Source organism: Leucobacter triazinivorans (genome assembly GCF_004208635.1).
Lineage (GTDB): Bacteria > Actinomycetota > Actinomycetes > Actinomycetales > Microbacteriaceae > Leucobacter > Leucobacter triazinivorans.
On the sequence record NZ_CP035806.1, the window covers coordinates 503,389 to 524,681 of the forward strand.

Below are 21,293 nucleotides of genomic sequence, written 5' to 3' on the forward strand. Positions count from 1 at the left end.
AGTAGGGGCGAGCTCGGCAGGCGCGAGCAGCGGCGGGTAGACTCGAGCTGATGCTGATCGCGAAGATGAACCAGGGCAAAGACGGCGACGAGGTGCGCGCGGGCGAGGGGTCCGCAGGGGCCGCCGAGCTGTGGCCGGCTCCGAGCGCCGACGGCCCGCTGAGCGCCCGCGTGGCGCTGCCTGGCTCCAAGTCGCTCACCGGACGGGAGCTGATCCTCTCCGCCCTCGCAGACGGCCCCGGCCGACTCCTCGACCCCCTGCACTCCCGCGATTCCGCCCTCATGATCGATGCGCTGCGGGCCCTCGGCACCGGCATCGAAGAGATCCCCACCGAGAGCCGCACCGGCTCGGACCTGCGCATCTCCCCGGCCGACGAGCTCACGGGATCCACGTCGATCGCCTGCGGCCTCGCGGGAACCGTCATGCGCTTCGTGCCCCCCGTGGCGGCGCTCGCGCTCGGTCCCGTCGCCTTCGACGGCGATCCCTACGCCCGCAAGCGCCCGATGCGCCCCGTGCTCGACGCGCTGCGCGCGCTGGGCGCAGACATCGCCGACGAGGGGCGCGGCGCGCTGCCGTTCACCGTGCACGGCACCGGCGCACTGCGCGGCGGCCGGGTCGAGCTCGATGCGTCGCTCTCGAGCCAGTTCGTGTCGGCGCTGCTGCTCTCGGCGCCGCGCTTCGACGAGGGCGTGCACGTGGTGCACACGGGCGAGCGCCTGCCGAGCCTGCCGCACATCGAGATGACGATCGCGGCGCTGCACGCCCGAGGGGTCGAGGTCTCCTCCCCCGCCGCCGGCGAGTGGGTGGTCGCCCCGGGGCCGATCCGCGCCCTCGACAGCCGCATCGAGCCCGATCTCTCGAACGCCGCACCGTTCCTCGCCGCGGCGCTCGCGCTCGGCGGCTCGGTCACGGTGACGGGCTGGCCCGAGACCACGACCCAGGTCGGCGACCAGTTGCGCGAGCTACTGCCCGCCTTCGGCGCCCGCGCCGAGCGCGAGGACGACGGCTCGCTCACCGTCACGTCCGCAGGCGCACTCCGCGGGGTGCGCCTGCACGTGCCCGAGGCGGGCGAGCTGGCCCCCACCCTCGTCGGCCTCGCGGCGCTCGCCGCCCACGGCACAGACGGCACCGACGGCGAGCCGAGCGAGATCACGGGCATCGGCCACATCCGGCACCACGAGACCGATCGCATCGCGGCGCTCGTGACCGAGATCTGCAGGCTCGGCGGCGATGCGGAAGAGCTGGACGACGGGATCGCCGTCCGCCCGGCCGCCCTGCACGGCGGCGTCTGGCACAGCTATGCCGACCATCGCATGGCGACCACCGGCGCGCTCATCGGCCTGCGCGCGCCCGGAGTCGAGGTCGAGGACATCGCATCCACCTCGAAGACGCTGCCCCAGTTCCCGCAGCTGTGGGCCCGCATGCTCGGGATCGAGGATCCCACGCTCGCCCAGGCATCCCCGACCCCCGGCGGCCTGAGCACAGGCGCGTTCGGCGCGCTCGGATTCGCCGGCATCGCCGGGGGCGGCGAGGGCGGCGGCCTCGCCGAAACGGTCGCGGAGCACCCGAGCGGCGACGACCTCGGCCTCGGGGACCTGCTCGGCGGACTCGACGGATCCGGGGACGCATGAGCTGGCTCGCTCCGGACGAGGATGAGGATATTCCGTACGGGGAATACGCCGAGCATGAAGTCCGGCAGCGTCCCAACCCGAAGGCGAACCGCCCGCGCACCAAGCGGCGCCCCGAGCACTCGGACGCCGTCGTCGGGATGGTCACCGCGGTGGACCGGGGTCGGTACACCGCCCTCGTCCCGGCGGGATCGGATCCCGGGCACCCCGACGAGCACAGCGTGCTCGCCGCCCGCGCGCGGGAACTGCGCCGCACCCCCATTGTGATCGGCGATCGCGTGCAGCTGGTCGGCGATACGAGCGGCTCGGAGGGATCGCTCTCCCGTATCGTGGGGCTCGAGGATCGTCGCACCGTGCTGCGCCGCAGCGCGGACGACAGCGACCGCGTGGAACGGGTGATGGTGGCCAACGCCGACCAGATGCTCATCGTGGTGGCCGCAGCCGATCCAGAACCGCGCGTGCGTCTGGTCGACCGCTATCTGGTAGCCGCCTACGACGCGGGGATACGCCCGCTCATCTGCATCACCAAGATCGACCTGGCCGACCCCGAACCGTTCCTGGCGCACTTCTCCGCGCTCGAGGTGCCGGTATTCCGCTCGGCGCCGGGCGCCTGGCCGCTCGCTCAGATCCGGGCGTCGCTGGCCGGCAGGACGACCGTATTCGTCGGCCACTCCGGGGTGGGCAAGTCGACCCTCATCAACGCGCTCGTACCCGACGCGGATCGGGCGACCGGGCACGTCAACGAGGTCACGGGGCGGGGTCGACACACCTCGTCTTCGTCCGTCGCGCTCCGCGCGGCGACCCCGCGCAGCGCCGGCGGCGAATCCGGGTGGGTCATCGACACCCCCGGCGTGCGCTCGTTCGGGCTGGGGCACGTGACGAGCGACGGGATCCTGCGCGGCTTCACCGACCTCGCCGAGATCATCGACCTCTGCCCGCGCGGTTGCACGCATCAGGATGACGCACCCGACTGCGAGCTCGACGCGGCAGTCGCCGACGGAAGGCTCGACGCTGCGGGTGCCGCACGGGTGGAGTCGCTGCGGCGTCTGCTCAAGTGACCGCACTCTCCGCGGCGCGAGCCGGAGCCACAGCCCCGGGAGGGAGCTCGCAGGCGCGGGATCCTGCCACGATCGGTCGCGGCCGGCGCCACGTACCGGAGCGCGGTTGAGCGGCACTAGGCTGGGAAGCATGACCGAACGCGTGATTCTCGAACCCGGACAGCCCGCACCCGATTTCTCGCTCCAGGATCAGGACGGGAATACCCGTTCCCTCGCCGATTTCCGAGGCGAGAAGGTGGTGCTGTTCTTCATTCCGGAGGCGATGACGCCGGCGTGCACGAAGGAGTCGTGCGAGTTCCAAGAGTCCTCGGACCAGCTCGCCACGGCCGGGTATCGTGTGCTCGGCATGTCCCGAGACTCAGTCGAACGCCTCCGTCGCTTTGCCGATCGCGACGGCTTGGAGTACCCGTTTCTCAGCGACCCCGACGCCGCAGTGCACCGCGCGTACGGTGCCTACGGCACGAAGAACAGCTACGGACGCATCGTCGAAGGCGTGATCCGCTCGACATTCGTGATCGATGCCGATGGTCTGATCGAGCACGCCCTCACCAACATCAAGGCGACGGGCCATGTCGCGCGGGTGCTGAAGCTCCTCGGCCTCGACGCCTAGCTCACGGTAACGGAGTCCGAGCCGTTCTCCGGGAGCTCGGGGCGCGCGAGCACCGCGGAGAGGAACCCCAGCAGCGCAGCCGCGACCAGCGCGAACCCGAACCACCACGGTCCGATGGCGAGCTGCAGGCAACCCGTACCGGCCGCGAAGAGGAGCACGTGGATCGTGAGCGCGGATCCGCGCACCCAGCTCACCCGCGCGCGCAGGGAACCGGCGAACGTCACCGCCACCCAGACGAGAGACAGCGCGGCCATCGCGACGAGACTCAGGTTCTGCACCGCCGCGGTCGTGGATCCCAGCGCGCCGAGCACCGTCGCGATCAGCACCCACACGAGCATCAGGCTCTCGAGACCGAGCAGCGCGCGCAGCGCGGCCCAGCCCATCCGTGAGCGGGGATGTTCGGCAGGTGACGAGGTCATTGCGGCTCTCTTTCCAGACAATTGCAAATTAACTATTGATTTGCTTCTACATCCGTGAAACTATATATTTCGTCGAGTTTCGCGCACACCGACGTGAGCATTCTCAGCCACGTTTCAGGTATGAACGGCGCGAGATTCTAGGCTACATGGCCTCCCAGGTATTTCGCGTGCGTGCGTTGCACTAGAGGAGGACAATTGATGGATTGGCGCGAGAAGGCAGCCTGCCTCACCGTGGACCCCGAGCTTTTCTTCCCGGTCGGGAACACCGGCCCGGCGGTCGAGCAGATCGAGCGAGCCAAGTCGGTGTGCGCGCGCTGCACGGTGACCGAGATGTGCCTGCAGTACGCCATGGACACCGGTCAGGATTCGGGTGTCTGGGGCGGTCTCAGCGAGGACGAGCGCCGCGCGCTCAAGCGCCGCGCAGCCCGCGCCCGTCGCGCGAGCTGATCCCCCAGCACTGACGAGAGGCCCCGGACCGTGGAAACGGTTCGGGGCCTCTCGTGCATCTGCCGCTCCCGCTGCGGCGTTTCGGCCGGCCGAGCGCCTTCAGCTCCCATGCCTGCCGGGCAACGCAGCCCGCCCGCGGGTTGAGCGAGCAGCAGCAATCGTTCCGCGGGTTGAACGAGCGCAGCGAGTCGAATCCTTCACCCTCGGATTTCGACTCGCTTCGCTCGCTCAATCAGCCTTCGCTCGCTCAATCAGCCTGCGCTCGCGCAATCAGCCATCGCTCGCGCAGCGGTGGCGTCAGTCGGTGCCCGCGTCGAACGCGGCCGCGAGGCCGAGCTCGTCGGCGTCCTCGTCGATGCCGCCGACGGCATCGGCGATCTGCGCCGCACCACCGCTCTCGAGTTCACCCACGAGCTCGGCGGTCGCACCGCCGACGAGGCCGAGCGACGCGTACTGCTCGAGACGCGCGCGGGAGTCGGCGATGTCGAGATTGCGCATGGTCAGCTGACCGATGCGGTCCTCCGGCCCGAAGGCGGCGCCGACCGTGCGCTCCATCGAGAGCTTCTCGGGGTGGTAGCTGAGGCTGGGGCCGGTGGTGTTCAGGATCGTGTAGTCGTCGCCGCGGCGCAGGCGAAGGGTGACCTCGCCCGTGATCGCGGAGCCGACCCAGCGCTGCAGCGCCTCGCGCAGCATGAGCGACTCGGGATCCAACCAGCGCCCCTCGTACATGAGGCGGCCGAGCTTGCGGCCGTCGTTGTGGTATGAGGCGAGCGTGTTCTCGTTGTGGATCGCGTTGACGAGGCGCTCGTAGGTGATGTGGAGCAGCGCCATGCCGGGCGCCTCGTAGATGCCGCGCGACTTCGCCTCGATGATGCGGTTCTCGATCTGATCGGAGACCCCGAGACCGTGACGACCGCCGATCGCATTCGCCTCGAAGACGAGGGCCACCGGATCGTCGTACTCCACGCCGTTGATCGCGACGGGGCGGCCCGCCTCGAAGCGCACCGACACCTCCTCGGTGGCGACCTCGACGTCGTCGCGCCATGCCGCGACGCCCATGATGGGCTCGACGATGTCGAGTCCGGCGTCGAGGAACTCGAGCTTCTTCGCCTCGTGCGTGGCGCCCCAGATGTTGGCGTCGGTCGAGTAGGCCTTCTCTGTGGCGTCGCGGTAGGGGAAGCCGTGGGCGACGAGCCACTCGCTCATCTCGTGGCGGCCGCCGAGCTCCTCGACGAAGTCCTTGTCGAGCCAGGGCTTGTAGATGCGCAGCGCGGGGTTGGCCATGAGACCGTAGCGATAGAAGCGCTCGATGTCATTGCCCTTGTAGGTGGAGCCATCGCCCCAGATGTCGACGCCGTCCTCCTTCATGGCGCGCACGAGCAGCGTGCCGGTGACGGCGCGGCCGAGCGGCGTGGTGTTGAAGTAGGTCTTGCCGCCCGAGCGCACGTTGAACGCGCCGGTCTGCAGGGCGACGAAGCCCTCCTCCACGAGCGCGCGCTTCGCGTCGACGTGGCGGGCGATCTCAGCTCCGTACTCCTTGGCACGGCCCGCAACCCCGTCGATGTCGGGCTCGTCGTACTGCCCGATGTCGGCGGTGTAGGTGCAGGGGATCGCCCCCTTCTCGCGCATCCACGCGACCGCGCAGGAGGTATCGAGGCCACCGGAGAAGGCGATGCCGACACGCTCGCCAACGGGAAGAGAAGAAAGAACCTTGGACATGGCTTCTATCCTAGGGTCTGCGACGGCCGACGATTTCCCTCTCCGTCAGCGCGAATCCCGAAGCTCGGCCTGCAGTTTCTTCGTGAGCCTGCCGAAGACCAGGGTGTACGACTCCTCGAGCATCTCGCCGAGCCGCTCCGCAGAGAAGGTCGCGCGCTCCAGCAGCACCGAGTTCCAGTGCTGCTTGTTGGCGTAGTACCCGGGCACGATCTCGGCGAACTCCTGTCGCAGCGCCTCGTTCTCCAGAGGATCGCCCTTCATCGTGAGGATCAGCCGGCCGAGGTTGTCTGCACCGTACATGCCGAAAAGCCTTCCGCCCACCGTCAGCGTCAGCGCCTCCCACTCCGGTTTCCGCGTCAGCACGGCTCCGGGCAGCCGGTCGGCCGCTTGCTGCAGCCAGTTCTCGTCCACTGCGGCGACGAGGGGTGGGTGTGGTGTCACGGCGGGCCTCCTGAGGGTATCCGTGCGGAATGCGCGATCGAACGGCTCGTTCGCGCAGCGCGGTGAATGCAACGTATCACTCACGAGCATTCCGCGGCGTGAACGTTTCGGACGCGCTCCGCGCCGCCCGTTCGCAGGCGCGGCCGGAGTTCGCTCGGACGTCTGCCGCCCAGATCGGCGAACTCGCGCGTCATGTGCGACTGGTCCGCGTACCCGCACCGGGAGGCGACCTCGGCCAGTGGAGCCCACACGCTCAGCGGCCCGGGCGATCACCTCGATCAGACGCCGCCTGCCCCCGAGCCTGGGCGGGTCCACTTGCCGCAGAACACCGCTCACCGCGCTCTCGAAGCAGGCCCCCTCGCCGATGCGCTCCTGCAGCCGTCGGGCGGCACGCTCACCGTTCCGCTGCTCGAGGTGCGCCACAGCACCGCGCCCGGGATCCTCGAGTCGCGCTCCCGGTACCGCACCCGTCTCCTGTCCGAGCAGCCCGGCTACTCGATCAGTCCGAGCTCGCGCACGGCATCGCGCTCGGCCACAAGCTCCGCCACGGAGGCGTCGATCCGCCGCCGCGAGAACTCGTCGACCGAGAGCCCTTCGACGATCTCCCAGTCGCCGCCGCGCGATACGACGGGGAAGGACGACACGAGCCCCGCCGGCACTCCGTACTCGCCGCGCGAGACGACCGCTGCGCTCGTCCAGGCCCCGTCCGGCGTGCCGAGCGCCCAGTCGCGCACGTGCTCGATCGCGGCGTTCGCAGCCGACGCCACGGACGAGCCGCCGCGCACCTCGATGATCTCCGCACCGCGCTTCGCCACGCGATCCACGTATGCGCCGCGCGCCCACGCCGGGTCGACGGCATCGAGCGCCGGCCTCCCCGACACGGTCGCGTGGCTCAGGTCGGGGTACTGCGTGGCCGAGTGGTTGCCCCAGATCGTCACGCCGCCGACGTCTGCGACCGCGACGCCCGCCTCGGCGGCGAGCAGCCCCACGGCCCGGTTGTGGTCGAGCCGGGTGAGGGCGGTGAAGCGCTCGGGCGGCAGGTCGGGCGCGTGCTGCTGCGCGATGAGGGCGTTCGTGTTGGCCGGGTTGCCCACAACAATCACGCGCACGTCATCGGCGGCGTGCGCGCCGATCGCGCGCCCCTGCGGGCCGAAGATCGCTCCGTTCGCCGCGAGCAGATCGCCGCGCTCCATGCCCGCGGTGCGGGGGCGCGAGCCGATGAGCATGGCGACGCTCGCGCCGTCGAATCCGACGTTCGGGTCGTCGGTGATCTCCACCCCCGCGAGCAGCGGGAACGCGCAGTCGGCGAGCTCCATGGCCGCGCCCTCGGCCCCGCGCATGCCCTGCGGGATCTCGAGCAGCCGCAGCGCCACCGGCTGGTCGGCTCCGAGCATGTCGCCCGCGGCGATCCGGAACATCGCGGCGTATCCGATCTGGCCGCCTGCGCCGGTGAGCGTGATGGTGACGGGTGGTTTCGGCATGTGCTCTCCTCTTCCGTGATGTGCGGGCCCGCGACTACCGCGCGTTGAACGCGCGCGGATCGGGGCCGAAGCCCCGCTGCTCGTCCAGCGCGTCGATGGCCGCGATCTCGGCGTCGCTCAACGCGAAGTCGAAGATGTCGGCGTTCTCCACCAGACGCTCGCGGCGCGATGTCTTCGGGAACACGATGCGCTGCTGCTGCACGTGCCACCGCAGCACGACCTGCGCCGGCGTCTTGCCGTGGGCTGCAGCCGCGGCGGCGACCTCCGGGCGCTCGAGCAGGTCGGACTTGCCCTGCGAGAGCGGCCCCCAGGCCTCGACGGCGATGCCGTGCTCGCGGCAGAACGCGGTGAGCTCGCGGCGCTGGTGCAGCGGGTGCAGCTCGATCTGATTCGCCGCGGGAACCACGCCCGTCGCGTCGATGAGCTCGGTGAGGTGCTCGACCTCGAAGTTGGAGACGCCGATGGCCGAGGCGCGCCCCGACTGCGCGATCTCGATGAGGGATCGCCACGCGCCGAGCGCCTCGCCCCGTTCGGGCTGCGGCCAGTGGATCAGGAAGAGATCGACACGATCGAGCCCCAGCCGGTCGAGGCTCTCCTCGAAGGCCTCGCGAGGGCGCGGCTGATCCGCGTTCCACAGCTTGGTCGTGACGAAGATCTCGTCGCGGGGAATGCCGCTCGCCGCGACGGCTCGGCCCACCTCGGCCTCGTTGCGGTAGTAGCTCGCCGTGTCGATGTGCCGATAGCCCGTCTCGAGCGCGTCGGAGACGATGCGCTCGGTCTCCCCCGGTTCGACCAGGAAGACGCCGAGCCCCAGCTGCGGGATCTCGACGGGCGCACCTTCGCTGAGCACGCCGTTCGTCAGAGTGACATTCGGGATCGACAGCACGGTCATGGCTCTCGCTTTCGCTCGGGGACTCCTGCGGGTCAGTCTATGCCCGGCCACCGACCTCGCCGCTGAGATATGCCGTCCTCTACCGCGCCTCTTCGACCATCAGTATCACGCGCTCCAGGTCCGCTCGATGCTCACGAACGTATTCGTTCATGCCGAGGAAGAAATCACGATATCCGCGGCAACCGCTTGGTAGGCGATGCCGGTTCAAGATCCGCGGCAGAGTGCAGGACGCCAAAGCGCGGCTCCGTAAGTCATCGGTTCCCTTTTCCGTCCGCAACCGCGTAACTGATCCCACCGGTAACCAGCACGAGTACCGTAGTCGCGATGGCCGATCCCGACGCAGCGTCGGCGTTGAGCAGCGACCACGCTCTCGCCGTTCCCCACGAGGTCGATGTGCCCACCGTCCAGTTCAGCACCGCATAGCTCAGCAGCGGCATCCAGGCGAGCTGACGCTGCAACAGCACCGCGCTCAGCGATCCCGCGCCTAACCCGAACAAGACATTGCGATACACGGCCACAGCTTCGGCCTCCATGAATAGACGCAGGTTCACGGCGCATGCAGCCACGAGCACACAAGCGCTCACCGTGCAGATGAACAGAATCGAGCGGTAGACCCGCAAACGGAGCCTGGGCAGTGACGACTCCAGTGCTCGGCCTGGTGACGCTGCGAGCACCGTCCACACGATTCCGGGGAACACGGCGACGGAGAGCAGCGGCACTGTGGCCCAATCAGAGGTGATGGGTGAGTCGCGAAGCACGCTCGGCACTGCCATCAAGAGGAGCAGGCTCGCACCCACCGCAGGCACGAGCATCGACAACCGGCGCGATTTGAGGAACAGCCTCAATCCAGGCATCAAGCATCGCCCTCGCACCGTTGCAGCATCAGCAGCCCTTCCTGGGCCTGAGCCAGAGTCGGGGGCCCATCGGAAAAGTCCGCGGTCTCCATCAGCATGCCCACGCCCGAGAAACCCGGCATGATCCAGGTAGCGACGATCGAGAGCGCAACGTCTATATCTGGTCTGGCCGGCAAGGCATCACCGCAGTCCGCCAGAGAGAGCACGACGGACATGGTGATGTCGTCACGGTCGGCCTCGTCCTCTCCGATCAGCGGTTCGAAGTAGATGTTCTGCTTCGTACCTGCAGTGAACGGCGAATAGGTAGCCCCGCCCGCTGTCGGTTCGAGCTCACTGACTCTCGCGGCAACTGGAGCGAGCAGTTCGATTGCACCGGCGAGGGACTCCTGTTGTTCCCGAGGCAAACAGACCCGCGCCCTGCTCTCAGGAAGGTTAGAGCACACTCGTTCTCCAACCGGGACGTAGACGAAGACGCCGTCGCCCTCAGCTGCGAGAACGCTCGTCCCTCCACCAACGAGGACCGCCGCGAGAAGCAGGGTCACCAGGTTTCTGGCGATTCGACGCTGCCCCATCACGACCCAGATGAGCAGCAGCGCGAGGACCCAGATCAACCCGAACGTGGCCGCGTACACCACGAAGATCTCTCTCCGCAGAACGAAAGAACTCGAGAGCGTGTCGCCTGCTGAAACGAAGTAGAACAACGCCCCCACGCCTCCGAGATTGAAACCGTACGCCAGGTAAAGTCCGATAGCGACGACCGGTGGTGTGAGCCACGAGGGAATCATCGCCCCGACCGCCTGGCCCAACATTACGAAGGCGAAGCTTCCGAGAACCGCGAGCGCGATCTCGAACACCGCACTGGTCATCGGGGTCGCCCCGTGCACGATGGTGAGCACATACCCAATCACCAGCGCGATGAGCATTCCCGAGGTGGTCCACAGCGCCGAGACGAGTGCCCGACTACCCAGCATTCGCCACGAGAGATGTATTGGCAATGCATAGACGAGTTCCCTGGCACCCTCCGCCCGCAGCACACGCACGCTATCGGCAGCGCCCAGCCCGAGAAGGATCGGCGAGAGGACGATGCTGAGCGACACGACAATATTCGTGATCCACGCTGTACTCCAAACCGCACGCTCGTCGAGCGTGAACATCAGTGCCAGGGCCGCGCAAAACCAGACACCGCCGAGCCAGAGTCCCAGCGAACGTTTCATGTGGGAGCGCTCCCTGCTTCCAAGCCAAGGACTCGCAACATTCCCCGCTCAATCTCAGACATCCCTGAAACGCCGGCTTCCCAACCGAGCTGCGCCAGTTCCGCTGGAGAACCGTGCCACACTCCACACCCCTCCTGCAGCACCTGGATCGAGTCAGCGATATGCGCGATGTCTTCCACGAGATGCGTCGAGATGATCACGATGCGATCCTTCGCCACCGCGTGGAGATACCTTCGCAGCTGGGCTCGCTGCACGGGATCGAGTCCGACCGTCGGCTCATCGAGAATCAGCACCGGCGGCTCGTGCACGATAGCCTGGCCGAGGAATGCCCGCCGTTTCTGCCCGCCAGAGAGCTGCCCGAGCCGGGTGCGCTGCTGCTCCACGAGATCGAGCTTTTCGAGCGTACGATCGATCTTGGTACGGGTCGCCAGGTTTCGGCCGCAACGCAGATAGCCGAAGTACTCCAATAGTTCGCGCACCGTGAACTCACCGATCCAATCGGGTTCCTGCGGCATGTACCCGATCGAGGCTCGATGCTTCGACCGCTGCCGCGCGCGTGCCACAGGCTCACCGCAGAATTCCATTCGCCCCCTCTTGGGCGATTTCATACCGGCGAGCACGCGGAGCAGCGTTGTTTTGCCCGACCCGTTCGGCCCGACCAAGCCGGTGACGCCTACGGGAAACCGTGCGTCGAGATCGCGCAGCGCGGGCGCACTCCCGTAGAAGTAGCTCAGACCCGACACCTGAAGAAGCAGGTTGTGCCGCAAAGATAACGCCACCCTCGCTACACCCTCGTGTTCTTGGTGATGCCGGTGCCACAGGTATCCGGCCACCACGGAATCGATTCGCACATCTTGACCGTGGAATTGATGCGATAATGCGGTTTCGGTTTCCAGCTCGTACTGGCTGTGAGGCGTTTCTTGCCTTGAGTCTTCGCCGTAGACGCCGTACCGGTGCCAATAGTCGCATACTTCGGGCTCTTCCCATTCCCTGGCATTTTGACCCAGGTCAGCGTGGTGTAGCTTCCCGAAACCTTCCCATACACCGCTCGCTTGTTGCTTCTCTTATCCACCAGGTCGAACTGTGCCGTGTGCTGGTTCTTCCTCGACGTGGAGAAGTACCCGTGCGTGAGCTTGGTGGTCGCAGACCCGACGAGGGTTCTGCCGTCGTAGACCGACAACTTCACATTGCTGAACGTAGCAGCCTGAGCCGATACGGCGCCGAAACTGAGCAGCGCGACGATCACCGCGCCAATCCCAAATCTCTTGAACACAAGACCCTACCTTCAAGGAAACGCAAAGCATAAGTAAAGACCATTCAAATTCTATGAATACTTATATAATTAGTCAATCTTCTGCCATGTAATCGATTCGCCTCGGGCGTATCAGCCTGCCCGGCCACCGGCATCGTCCCGGCCCGGGATAATAGAGGGATCATGTCTCAGCCCCCGGCATCCCAGCCCCCACTGCACATCGAGTTCCCAGCGGACCTGCCCGTCTCGCAGAAGCGGGACGAGATCGCGGAGGCGATCCGCGAGCACCAGGTCGTCATCGTCGCGGGCGAGACGGGATCCGGCAAGACCACCCAGCTGCCCAAGATCGCCCTGGCGCTCGGCAGGGAGCGCATCGCGCACACGCAGCCGCGCAGGATCGCCGCACGCACGATCGCCGAGCGCATCGCCGAGGAACTGGGCTCCGAGCTCGGCGGCCTCGTCGGCTACCAGGTGCGCTTCACGGACAAGGTGTCGGCCGACACTCGGATCCGCCTCATGACCGACGGGATCCTGCTCAACGCGATCCACCGCGATCGCGACCTCTCCGCCTACGACACGATCATCATCGACGAGGCCCACGAGCGCAGCCTCAACATCGACTTCCTCATCGGATATCTGCAGAGGCTGCTGCCCCGCCGGCCCGATCTCAAGGTGATCATCACCTCGGCGACGATCGACCCCGAGTCGTTCGCCGCCCACTTCGCCGATCCGCGCACGAAGCGCCCGGCGCCCATCATCGAGGTGTCGGGGCGCACGTATCCGGTCGAGATCCGCTACCGCCCGCTCGTCGAGAAGCGGGAGACCGCCGACCGGCAGGGCGCTGCCCGGACCGTGACGGTCGAGCGCGACCTCTTCGACGCGATCGGCGACGCCGTGGAGGAGCTGTCGCGAGAGGATCCCGGCGACATCCTCGTGTTCCTGAGCGGCGAGGCCGAGATCCGAGACGCGAGCGATGCGCTGAACGGGAGGTTCCGCGGCGACCGCGTCCGCCCGGTCGAAGTGCTGCCCCTGTACGGCCGTCTCAGCGCCGCGGAGCAGCACCGGGTCTTCGAGCGGTCGAAGACGGCGGGAGCCCGCCGCATCGTGCTCGCCACGAACGTGGCCGAGACCTCGCTCACCGTACCCGGCATCCGCTACGTAGTCGACGCCGGCACCGCGCGCATCTCGCGCTACTCGGCGCGCAGCAAGGTGCAGCGCCTGCCGATCGAGGCCGTCTCGCAAGCGAGCGCCAATCAGCGCTCCGGCCGCTCCGGCCGCACGAGTCCCGGCATCGCGATCCGGCTCTACTCCGAGGAGGACTTCGCGTCGCGCCCCGAGTTCACCGAGCCCGAGATCCGGCGCACCGGCCTCGCCTCCGTCATCCTGCAGATGCTCGCGCTGGACCTCGGCGACATCGCGCGGTTCCCCTTCCTCACTCCCCCGGATCAGCGCGGGATCGCCGACGGCCTGGGGCTGCTCTCCGAGCTGGGCGCGGTCGAGGCCTCGGCCGGGAAGGGCCGCGGGTCGCGCGCCCAGGGGGCGCGTCCCCAGCACCGCATCACGAGGATCGGCCGCGAGCTCTCCCGCCTGCCCATCGAGCCGCGCTTCGCCCGCATGGTCGTCGAGGCGCGCCGGCACGAGGTGGTGCCCGAGGTGCTCGCGATCGTCGCGGGCCTCACGATCCAGGACGTGCGCGAGCGCCCGCAGGCCGAGCGCGGCCGGGCCGACGAGCTGCACGCGCGCTTCGCCGATCCGCAGGGCGACCTCATGACGCTGCTGAACCTGTGGAACTATCTGCAGGAGCAGCAGAGTGCGCTCTCGTCGAGCGCGTTCCGGCGGCTGTGCAAGGCGGAGTACCTCAATTTCCTGCGCGTGCGGGAGTGGATGGATCTGTACCGGCAGCTGTCGCGGATCGCGGGCGTGCGGCGGGTGGATCCTGCGACTCGCAGGCTCGCGCAGGATGACGGGGGTAGGCGCTCCCTTCGGCCTGCGGGCGACGACACCCGTCATCCTGCGCGCAGCGAAGCCGACCCCCGTCATCCTGCGCGCAGCGAAGCGGAGTCGCAGGATCCATCGAGCGGAGCGGGCTCCGCCTCGAGCGACGCGATCCACCGTTCCATCCTGGCCGGCCTCCTCTCGCAGCTCGGGGTGCGCGACGACCGGCAGGACCGCACCGCACCGAGCCGCGGACGCAGTGCCCCCGGGGCCGCGAAGCGCAAGCCCGCCCAGGAGTTCGTGGGATCCCGCGGCACCCGGTTCGTGCTCTACCCCGGATCGGTGCTCGCGAAGAAGCCTCCCGAGGTGGTGATGAGCGTGGAGCTCGTCGAGACCTCCCGGCTCTTCGCCCGCTCGAACGCGGTGGTCGATCCCGCGTGGGCCGAGGAGCTCGCCGGACCCCTCGCGAAGCGCCAGGTCAGCGAGCCGCGCTGGGAGAAGAAGCAGGGCGCTGCCGTCGCCTACGAGCGGGTGACGCTCTACGGCGTGCCGATCGTGGACCGCCGCCGCGTGCAGCTGGCCCGCTTCGACGCCGCGCACGCGCGCGAGCTGTTCATCCGTCACGCTCTCGTGGACGGCGAGTGGGATTCCCCGCAGGCCTTCGATCGGGCCAACCGGCAGCTGCGCCGTGAGCTCGAGCAGCTCGAGGAGCGCACCCGCCGCCGCGACATCGTGGGCGACGACGAGGCCGTGTTCGAGTTCTACGACCAGCGGATCCCGCAGCAGGTCACCAACGTGCGCGACTTCGAGGGCTGGTGGAAGGAGGCGCAGCGGACGCAGCCGAAGCTGCTCACGATGCGCCGCGCGGATCTGCTCGAGGACGAGGCCGAGGAAGTCGACGAGAACGAGTTCCCGCGGCAGTGGACGCACGGCGACCAGACGCTGCGCCTCAAGTACCGCTTCGATCCCACCGCCGAGGACGACGGCGTGACCGTCAACGTGCCGCTGCCGCTGCTCCCCCGGCTCGAGGGCACCGACTTCGAGAAGCTCGTGCCCGGTCTGCGCCAGGAGCTCGTGACGGCGCTCATCAAGACGCTGCCGAAGGCGATCCGGAAGCACGTCGTGCCCGCCGCGGACTGGGCGCGCACGCTGCTCGAGACGGTGGAGCCGAAGCTGACCGACGCAGCCGGTCATGCTGCGCGGAACGGAGCGGGGTCGCAGGATCCAGGCGTTCAGCCCCTCACCCGCCTCCTCGCCGACGAGATCCGCCGCCGCACGAGCGTGCCGGTGTCTCCCGAGGATTTCGACCCCTCGCGATTGCCCGCCCACCTCACCCCCACGTTCCGCGTGGTCGACGGGCGCGGGCGCACCGTCGGCACCGGCAAGGATCTGGCGCAGCTGCAGGCGGCCCACAAGGGTCGCGCGACGCAGGGCGTCGCGAAAGTCGCGGCCGCGGCTCTTCCGAAGAGCGAGCTGGAGCGCACGGGTGCCACGAAGTGGGAGTTCGGAGATCTGCCCCGGCACGTCGACACCGCCTACGCGAAGGGCCGCGGGGGCGCGGGAGCCGGCGTGGTGCGGGCCTATCCCGCGATCGTGGACCGCCGCACGAGCGTCGACCTGGTGCTCGTGGCCGACGAGGCGGAGCAGGCCCGCCTGTCGCGGCGCGGGATCCGCCGCCTGCTCGCGTTGAGCTCGCCCTCGCCCGCGAGCTATGTGCGCGAGCACCTCTCGAACCAGGAGAAGCTGTTGCTGGGCGCCGGGCCCTACCGCACGCTCGAAGCCGCCATCGCAGACGTGTCGCTCGCGGTGGCAGACCGGGCGATCCGCCGCCACGCGCCAGACGGGCTGGTGTGGAGCGCCGCGACCTTCGCGACGATCGCCGACGAGTACGCACGATCCCTCATCGACGAGATCTACGCCGCGATCGCGCTGACCGCGCGCGTGCTCGACGGTGCGCGCCTCGCCCGCAAGGCGATCGACGGCGCGAAGTCGATCCAGGTGCTGGCGCAGGTGGCCGGTGCCGCCGGGCAGGTCGACGGTCTCGTCTTCGACGGCTTCGTGTCGCGCACGGGACTCGCGCAGCTCGAGCGGCTGCCCGTGTATCTCGAGGCGGTGCAGCTGCGGATGCGCGGACTCACCGAGAATCCGGGGCGGGATCGGGCCTGGCAGAACGAGGTGGACCGGGCTCTCGCGCTCTTCGAACAGGCCGGAGGTGCGATCCCGCTCCCCGCGGAGGCTCCCGAGCACCTGGTGCGCACCCGCTGGCTCGTCGAGGAGTTGCGCGTCAGCCTCTTCGCGCAGCAGCTGCGCACCGCCGGGCCGGTGTCGCTGCAGCGCATCCAGAAGGCGCTGCAGGAGGGGTAGTCCTCGTCGCAGATCGAGACCGTCGCAGTCACCGCGCGCACAGCGGACCCCGGTTCCGACGAGCTCGACCGGCGGATGCGCTCAGCGCCCGGCCGCCCACTCGGGATCGACGGCGATCGTGCTCACGCGGATGTCCCGCCGTGGGAAGTCGATGTCGCCGACCTCGATCTCGACGCGCCGCTCGCCCGTCGTCGCGTCGACGCTGAAGATCGCGACCCCGTCGAGCCGGTCGTAGGACGCGCCCTTGAACCGCTTGACCCACTCCTCGTCGACCGCGACGCCGTACACGCGGCCGCTCGCGGGCGCGAGGATCCCCTCGTCGGTCCCGACCACTGTCTGGAATCCGCCGATGCGGTCGCTCAGATCGGCGACCGGCGCGGCCTCGAGCACGGGCAGGGCGCCCTCGGCCCCCGGATCCCGGCCTCCCGACACGGGCGGCCGCACCGACCACAGCTGCCAATCGACGGTCCAGAAGAGTCGCCCCTCGCGCACGAACAGCGAGCTCGATCGCCAGCCCTGCACGGTCTCCGGATAACGCACCTCGAAAGCGCCGACCTTCCCCGACTCCCGATCCCACACGCGCAGCGCCTGCCGCGACGCCCCGCGGTCCGAGAGCTCGCTCAGGCCGTAGGCTCGGTCGGCGTCGCACGCCAGGCTCTCGATCCCGTCGACCAGCCCGAGCCCGTCGAAGTCCCGGGTGGACGGCGTCACGGTCTCGACAGCCGCTTCGCGCACCATGACGACCTCGCCGTCGCAGCTCGCGAGCGTCGGAACCGAGTACTCCGTATCGACCGAGGTCAGCGTTCCCGAGGCCGCGTCCACGAATGCCGCCTCGGGCATCTGGGGCGACGACATCATCACGGTGAACCCGGCGTCGGTCGCGAAGCGGCTGTGCTCGGTGCGCCCATCGTGCGCTCCGGGCAGCGGGATCTCGACGAGCCCGTCCTCGGCGAGCACGTACTCATGACCCGGATCCCCCGTGCTCAACCCGGCCTCGGACCATGCGATGCGCGCATCCTCGAACCCGCGCTCGTCCACACGCGCCGAGCGCGTCTGCCCGGCCTCGTTCACGAGCACCAGATACGACGTGCCCCGGGCGTCGAGTCGCAGCGCGACGACGGCGTCCTCGATCCCAAACTCCTCGGAGATCGGCGGCGCCGCAAGGACCCTCATGAGCGGCGGTACGCCGAATATCGCGCCCAGAACGGCGACGACCACGACCCATCCGAGCCAGGCCGGCACCCGCCGCCGGCGCGGTACTCCCACCTCGACTCCCGCTAACGAACGGAAGCGGTGAGGATCTGACGCGCCTGGTGCACGAGCTCCGGCTCGGTGACCAGGTCGTATCTCGTCGCCACCATCTGCATGACCGAGGAGAAGTCGCGCCGGTTGCGGTTCATCGCGTAGGAGAGCACGCCGAACAGCATGCCGAACCCCGCGCCGATGACCACCGCCGAGATGAACACGCCGAAGATCGCCGTGTTGTCAGGCTGGAAGATGAACAGCAGGATGCCCAGAAACAGGCCCAGGTAGGCCCCCGAGAGCGCCCCCATCAGCGCGACCCGGCCGTACGTGAGCCGGCCGGTGACCCGCTCCACGCTGCGCACGTCGTTGCCCACGATGCTGATCTGCTGCACGGGGAAGCTCGCCCGCGCGAGCACGTCGACCGCGTGCTTCGCGTGCTCGTAGCGGTCGTAGGTGGAGACGATCTCGCCCTTCGGGATCTCGGGCATCAACGGCACGCGCGACGAACGGAGGGGGCCTGGAGTACTCATGCACCGATTCTCCCACTTCGGCGCACGATGTGTCGGCAGCGGCGTGCCGCGCGCGGAAACGCACGCATCGTCGCCGCAACTCGCGCGAGAGGGGTAGCGTAGTCGTGTGAGTGTTACGAGGGTCTTCGTCGGGCGCCTCGCGGGGCGCGGGGTGTTCGATCCGGTCGGCGACCGCATCGGCAAGGTGCGCGACGTGCTGGTCGTCTTCCGTGCGGCGGGCGCCCCCCGCGTGGTCGGCCTCATCGTCGAGATCCCGGGCAAGCGCCGCGTCTTCGTGCCGATCGGGCGGGTCACCTCGATCGGATCCGGGCAGGTCATCACGACCGGTCTCATCAATGTGCGCCGCTTCGAGCAGCGCGGCGGAGAGACCCGCATGATCGCGGAACTCATCGGCCGCGACGTGCAGCTGGCTCCGGAGCAGACCGGCGCAGCCGCCACGACCGCCCGCATCGAGGACGCCGCGATCGAGCGCAGCCGCTCCGGCGAGTGGCTCGTCTCCGAGGTGTTCGTGCGCCTGCCGAAGCCCGCTGCGCCGTTCAGCCGCGGCGACTCCCGCATCGTGCGGTGGTCGGAGCTGCGCTGGCCGAGCTCGGCCGCCGGCTCGCAGTCGGCCGAGCTGCTGATCCAGACGATGGTCGATCTGAAGCCGGCCGACCTGGCCGAGGCGCTGCTCGAGCTGCCGCAGCACCGCATGCTCGAGGTGATCGGCGAGCTGCCGGACGAGCGGGTCGCCGACGCCCTCGAGGAGATGAGCGAGCAGGATCAGCTCGCGCTGCTCGCTCAGCTGCCCTCCGACCGCACCGCCGACGTGCTCGATCGCATGGAGCCCGACGACGCCGCAGACCTCATCTCGGCGCTCCCGACCGCACAGGGCGAGGAGCTGCTCGATCTGATGGAGCCGGAGGAAGCGGAGGATGTGCGCCGCCTGCTCGAGTACGACGCCGACACCGCCGGCGGGCTCATGAGCCCCGCCCCGATCGTGCTGTCGGGCGAGTCGAGCGTCGCCGAGGGGCTCGCCATGATCCGGCGCGCCGAGATCCCGCCGGCCATGGCCTCCGCCGTCTACGTGACGCACCCGCCCTACGAGACGCCGACCGGCGAGTACATCGGCATGGCCCACTTCCAGCGAATGCTGCGCTTCCCGCCCCACGAGCGCCTGGTCTCGCTCATCGACACCGAGATCGAGCCGGTCACCGTCGACGCGAGCGCCGCCGAGGTGTCGCGCAGACTCGCGAGCTACGACCTCGTCGCCATGCCCGTCGTCGACGGGCAGCGCCACCTCGTGGGAGTGGTCACGGTCGACGACGTGCTCGATCATCTGCTGCCCGACGACTGGCGGCACGCCGACGACGATCCCAGCTCGCCCGCAGCATGGGGCGCGGCCCGATGAGTCTCTTCAAGCGTTTCCGGCGCGATCCCGGTCTCGACGCGCCGCTCACCGCGGGCGGCAGGGGAACCCGGCCGTCCGAGCCGGGCGCGGGTCGCAGGGTGGCGGGCAACGAGCGCTTCGGGCGGTGGAGCGAGGGCATCGCCCGCGGCATGGGCACGCCCTGGTTCCTGCTCGTGCTCACCGCGTTCTGCGTCGTGTGGCTCATCTGGAACACCGCCTCCCCCGAGCCCTGGCGATTCGACAGCGCGGCGCTCGGCTTCACCGCGCTCACGCTCATCCTCTCGCTGCAGGCGTCGTACGCGGCGCCGCTCATCCTGCTGGCGCAGAACCGGCAGGACGACCGCGATCGCGTGCAGATCGAGCAGGATCGCCAGCGCGCCGAGCGCAATCTCGCCGACACCGAGTTCCTCGCGCGCGAGGTCGTCGCGCTGCGCCTCGCACTCAAGGATCTGCCGGATCGCGACTTCGTGCGCGCCGAGCTGCGCGCGCTGCTCGCGGATCTCGCCGAGGATCCGGGCGCTGCGCACCGGCAGCCGGACTCGGGAGGACCCGAGATCGCCGACCCCGGCACGAACGCGGATCCCGCAGCTCGAAACGCGCGACGGTCGAGCGGAGACCCCGATAAGGCGACGGAGTGAGCACGGAGACCGAGCAGGCCGTCTGGACCGCCCTTGGGCGCGTCCAGGACCCGGAGATCATGCGTCCGATCACCGAGCTCGGGATGGTGCAGAGCGTCGCGGTCGATGACGCGGGTCGCGCCGAGGTATCGATCCTGCTCACCATCTCCGGATGCCCGGCCGCGCGGCGCATCGAGGCCGATGTGCTCGCCGCCACCCGGGGTGCCCCCGGAATCGTCGAGGCAGCGGTGGAGGTCGGCGTGATGACCCCGGAGCAGCGCCGGGCGTTCACCGAGCGCGTGCGCGGCGATCGGGCGTCGCGCCCGCAGCAGTTCGGCCCGGAGTCGCTGACCCGGGTCATCGCGGTGACGAGCGGGAAGGGCGGAGTGGGCAAATCGTCGCTGACCGCGGGGCTCGCCGTGGCGATGGCCGCCCAGGGGCTCACCGTCGGCCTCGTCGACGCCGACGTGTTCGGGTTCTCCATCCCCGGCATCCTCGGCCTCAGCCGCGACGGGCGCACCGAACAGCCCACGCGTGTCGACGACATGATCCTGCCCCCCGTCGCGCACGGCGTGAAGACGATCTCGATCGGCATGTTCCTCGGCGATGCGGATCCGCGCAGCACCGCCGTCTCGTGGCGGGGCCCGATGCTGCACCGCACGATCGAGCAGTTCTTGCGCGACGTCTGGTTCGGCGATCTCGACGTGCTGCTGCTCGATCTGCCCCCGGGCACCGGCGACATCGCGATCAGCGTCGGGCAGCTGCTGCCGCAGGCCGAAGTGCTCGTGGTGACCACGCCGCAGGAGGCGGCGGCCGACGTCGCCGTGCGCAGCGCACTCGTCGCCCGGCAGACCGGGCAGCGGGTCATCGGCGTCGTGGAGAACATGGCCGGTCTCGCGCAGGCCGACGGCACCGTGCTCGACGTGTTCGGCAGCGGCGGTGGCCGACTCGTCTCCGAACGGTTGAGCGCGCCCGCGGAAACCGGTGCGCCCCCCGAGGAGGTCCCCCTGCTCGGCAGCGTGCCGCTCAGCCCCGCGTTCCGCGCAGCCGGGGATCGTGGCGAGCCCGCAGTGCTCACCGACCCGGAGGATCCCGCGGCGGCCGAGCTGCTGCGCGTGGCGCGTCGCATCATCGACCTCGGACGCGGCCTCGCCGGCAGGTCGTTGGGGATCGCCCCGCGCTGACGGATCCCGCGCG

At 69.2% G+C, this 21,293-nt stretch carries 19 protein-coding genes; 8 read left to right on the forward strand and 11 right to left on the reverse strand.

All coding sequences use genetic code 11. The features are described from left to right. The first annotated feature begins 50 nt into the window (after nt 1–50). From aroA to bcp, 3 genes are all read left to right on the forward strand, one after another. Nucleotides 51–1,631: a 3-phosphoshikimate 1-carboxyvinyltransferase gene (gene aroA, locus EVS81_RS02280; protein WP_240739927.1), complete on the forward strand. Its 1,581-nt coding sequence runs from the start codon at nt 51–53 to the stop codon at nt 1,629–1,631. Beyond that, nucleotides 1,628–2,686, forward strand: coding sequence for a ribosome small subunit-dependent GTPase A (gene rsgA, locus EVS81_RS02285; protein WP_130108953.1), 1,059 nt, complete (start codon nt 1,628–1,630; stop codon nt 2,684–2,686). The genes aroA and rsgA overlap by 4 nt, the downstream gene beginning before the upstream one ends. A gap of 130 nt (nt 2,687–2,816) precedes the next feature. Next, complete coding sequence (gene bcp, locus EVS81_RS02290; protein ID WP_130108954.1) at nt 2,817–3,296, forward strand: thioredoxin-dependent thiol peroxidase; 480 nt, start codon at nt 2,817–2,819, stop codon at nt 3,294–3,296. On the opposite strand, the gene EVS81_RS02295 is transcribed toward bcp, so the two are convergent. Next, a complete protein-coding gene (locus tag EVS81_RS02295; RefSeq protein ID WP_130108955.1) occupies nt 3,293–3,715 on the reverse strand; it encodes a hypothetical protein in 423 nt (140 codons plus the stop codon). The genes bcp and EVS81_RS02295 overlap by 4 nt on opposite strands. Before the next feature lie 198 nt (nt 3,716–3,913). Here EVS81_RS02295 and EVS81_RS02300 point away from each other — a divergent pair, with 198 nt between their 5' ends. Further along, entirely contained in the window at nt 3,914–4,162 is a 249-nt protein-coding gene (locus tag EVS81_RS02300; RefSeq protein ID WP_017884807.1) for a WhiB family transcriptional regulator, read from the forward strand. Nucleotides 4,163–4,459: 297 nt separating this feature from the next. Here the strand turns inward: EVS81_RS02300 and argG are convergent, their stop codons facing one another. The 8 genes from argG to EVS81_RS15735 form a co-directional block, all read right to left on the reverse strand. Then, a complete protein-coding gene (gene argG / locus EVS81_RS02305) occupies nt 4,460–5,881 on the reverse strand; it encodes an argininosuccinate synthase (RefSeq protein ID WP_130108956.1) in 1,422 nt (473 codons plus the stop codon). 45 nt (nt 5,882–5,926) lie between these two features. Beyond that, complete coding sequence (locus EVS81_RS02310; RefSeq protein ID WP_165384166.1) at nt 5,927–6,322, reverse strand: MmcQ/YjbR family DNA-binding protein; 396 nt, start codon at nt 6,320–6,322, stop codon at nt 5,927–5,929. A 491-nt stretch (nt 6,323–6,813) separates the two neighbouring features. After that, entirely contained in the window at nt 6,814–7,803 is a 990-nt protein-coding gene (locus EVS81_RS02315) for a malate dehydrogenase (protein ID WP_130108958.1), read from the reverse strand. Between the two features lie 34 nt (nt 7,804–7,837). After that, nucleotides 7,838–8,695 (reverse strand): aldo/keto reductase, encoded by an 858-nt coding sequence (locus EVS81_RS02320; protein ID WP_130108959.1) that lies wholly within the window; start codon nt 8,693–8,695, stop codon nt 7,838–7,840. Nucleotides 8,696–8,946: 251 nt separating this feature from the next. After that, nucleotides 8,947–9,513: a hypothetical protein gene (locus tag EVS81_RS02325; protein WP_130108960.1), complete on the reverse strand. Its 567-nt coding sequence runs from the start codon at nt 9,511–9,513 to the stop codon at nt 8,947–8,949. Nucleotides 9,514–9,548: 35 nt separating this feature from the next. Next, nucleotides 9,549–10,763 (reverse strand): hypothetical protein, encoded by a 1,215-nt coding sequence (locus EVS81_RS02330; RefSeq protein WP_130108961.1) that lies wholly within the window; start codon nt 10,761–10,763, stop codon nt 9,549–9,551. After that, nucleotides 10,760–11,542 (reverse strand): ATP-binding cassette domain-containing protein, encoded by a 783-nt coding sequence (locus tag EVS81_RS02335; RefSeq protein WP_165384167.1) that lies wholly within the window; start codon nt 11,540–11,542, stop codon nt 10,760–10,762. The genes EVS81_RS02330 and EVS81_RS02335 overlap by 4 nt, the downstream gene beginning before the upstream one ends. 5 nt (nt 11,543–11,547) lie before the next feature. After that, complete coding sequence (locus EVS81_RS15735; RefSeq protein WP_165384168.1) at nt 11,548–12,036, reverse strand: hypothetical protein; 489 nt, start codon at nt 12,034–12,036, stop codon at nt 11,548–11,550. 162 nt (nt 12,037–12,198) lie between these two features. On the opposite strand from EVS81_RS15735, the gene hrpA reads away from it, so the two are divergent. Then, nucleotides 12,199–16,314, forward strand: coding sequence for an ATP-dependent RNA helicase HrpA (hrpA, locus tag EVS81_RS02340; protein ID WP_130108963.1), 4,116 nt, complete (start codon nt 12,199–12,201; stop codon nt 16,312–16,314). A gap of 81 nt (nt 16,315–16,395) precedes the next feature. Here the strand turns inward: hrpA and EVS81_RS02345 are convergent, their stop codons facing one another. Continuing rightward, nucleotides 16,396–17,580 carry a hypothetical protein gene (locus EVS81_RS02345; protein ID WP_130108964.1) on the reverse strand — a complete coding sequence of 395 codons (1,185 nt, stop codon included), beginning with the start codon at nt 17,578–17,580 and terminating at the stop codon, nt 16,396–16,398. 11 nt (nt 17,581–17,591) lie between these two features. Then, nucleotides 17,592–18,089 (reverse strand): YflT domain-containing protein, encoded by a 498-nt coding sequence (locus EVS81_RS02350; protein ID WP_240739928.1) that lies wholly within the window; start codon nt 18,087–18,089, stop codon nt 17,592–17,594. A gap of 106 nt (nt 18,090–18,195) precedes the next feature. Here EVS81_RS02350 and EVS81_RS02355 point away from each other — a divergent pair, with 106 nt between their 5' ends. Genes EVS81_RS02355 through EVS81_RS02365 form a run of 3 tightly spaced genes read left to right on the forward strand, consistent with a single transcriptional unit; the run spans nt 18,196 to nt 21,280 of the window. Next, entirely contained in the window at nt 18,196–19,479 is a 1,284-nt protein-coding gene (locus EVS81_RS02355) for a magnesium transporter MgtE N-terminal domain-containing protein (RefSeq protein ID WP_130108965.1), read from the forward strand. Next, nucleotides 19,476–20,117, forward strand: a complete 642-nt coding sequence (locus tag EVS81_RS02360; protein ID WP_130108966.1) for a DUF1003 domain-containing protein — start codon at nt 19,476–19,478, stop codon at nt 20,115–20,117. The genes EVS81_RS02355 and EVS81_RS02360 overlap by 4 nt, the downstream gene beginning before the upstream one ends. Before the next feature lie 59 nt (nt 20,118–20,176). Further along, complete coding sequence (locus EVS81_RS02365) at nt 20,177–21,280, forward strand: Mrp/NBP35 family ATP-binding protein (RefSeq protein ID WP_420813273.1); 1,104 nt, start codon at nt 20,177–20,179, stop codon at nt 21,278–21,280. Nucleotides 21,281–21,293 lie beyond the last annotated feature (13 nt).

What these genes read in the sequence shown, in the direction of transcription:
- aroA (WP_240739927.1), top strand. Translation starts at nt 51, where the DNA reads ATGCTGATCGCGAAGATGAACCAGGGCAAAGACGGCGACGAGGTGCGC.
- rsgA (WP_130108953.1), top strand. Translation starts at nt 1,628, where the DNA reads ATGAGCTGGCTCGCTCCGGACGAGGATGAGGATATTCCGTACGGGGAA.
- bcp (WP_130108954.1), top strand. Translation starts at nt 2,817, where the DNA reads ATGACCGAACGCGTGATTCTCGAACCCGGACAGCCCGCACCCGATTTC.
- EVS81_RS02295 (WP_130108955.1), bottom strand. Translation starts at nt 3,715, where the DNA reads ATGACCTCGTCACCTGCCGAACATCCCCGCTCACGGATGGGCTGGGCC.
- EVS81_RS02300 (WP_017884807.1), top strand. Translation starts at nt 3,914, where the DNA reads ATGGATTGGCGCGAGAAGGCAGCCTGCCTCACCGTGGACCCCGAGCTT.
- argG (WP_130108956.1), bottom strand. Translation starts at nt 5,881, where the DNA reads ATGTCCAAGGTTCTTTCTTCTCTTCCCGTTGGCGAGCGTGTCGGCATC.
- EVS81_RS02315 (WP_130108958.1), bottom strand. Translation starts at nt 7,803, where the DNA reads ATGCCGAAACCACCCGTCACCATCACGCTCACCGGCGCAGGCGGCCAG.
- EVS81_RS02320 (WP_130108959.1), bottom strand. Translation starts at nt 8,695, where the DNA reads ATGACCGTGCTGTCGATCCCGAATGTCACTCTGACGAACGGCGTGCTC.
- EVS81_RS02330 (WP_130108961.1), bottom strand. Translation starts at nt 10,763, where the DNA reads ATGAAACGTTCGCTGGGACTCTGGCTCGGCGGTGTCTGGTTTTGCGCG.
- hrpA (WP_130108963.1), top strand. Translation starts at nt 12,199, where the DNA reads ATGTCTCAGCCCCCGGCATCCCAGCCCCCACTGCACATCGAGTTCCCA.
- EVS81_RS02350 (WP_240739928.1), bottom strand. Translation starts at nt 18,089, where the DNA reads ATGAGTACTCCAGGCCCCCTCCGTTCGTCGCGCGTGCCGTTGATGCCC.
- EVS81_RS02360 (WP_130108966.1), top strand. Translation starts at nt 19,476, where the DNA reads ATGAGTCTCTTCAAGCGTTTCCGGCGCGATCCCGGTCTCGACGCGCCG.
- EVS81_RS02365 (WP_420813273.1), top strand. Translation starts at nt 20,177, where the DNA reads ATGCGTCCGATCACCGAGCTCGGGATGGTGCAGAGCGTCGCGGTCGAT.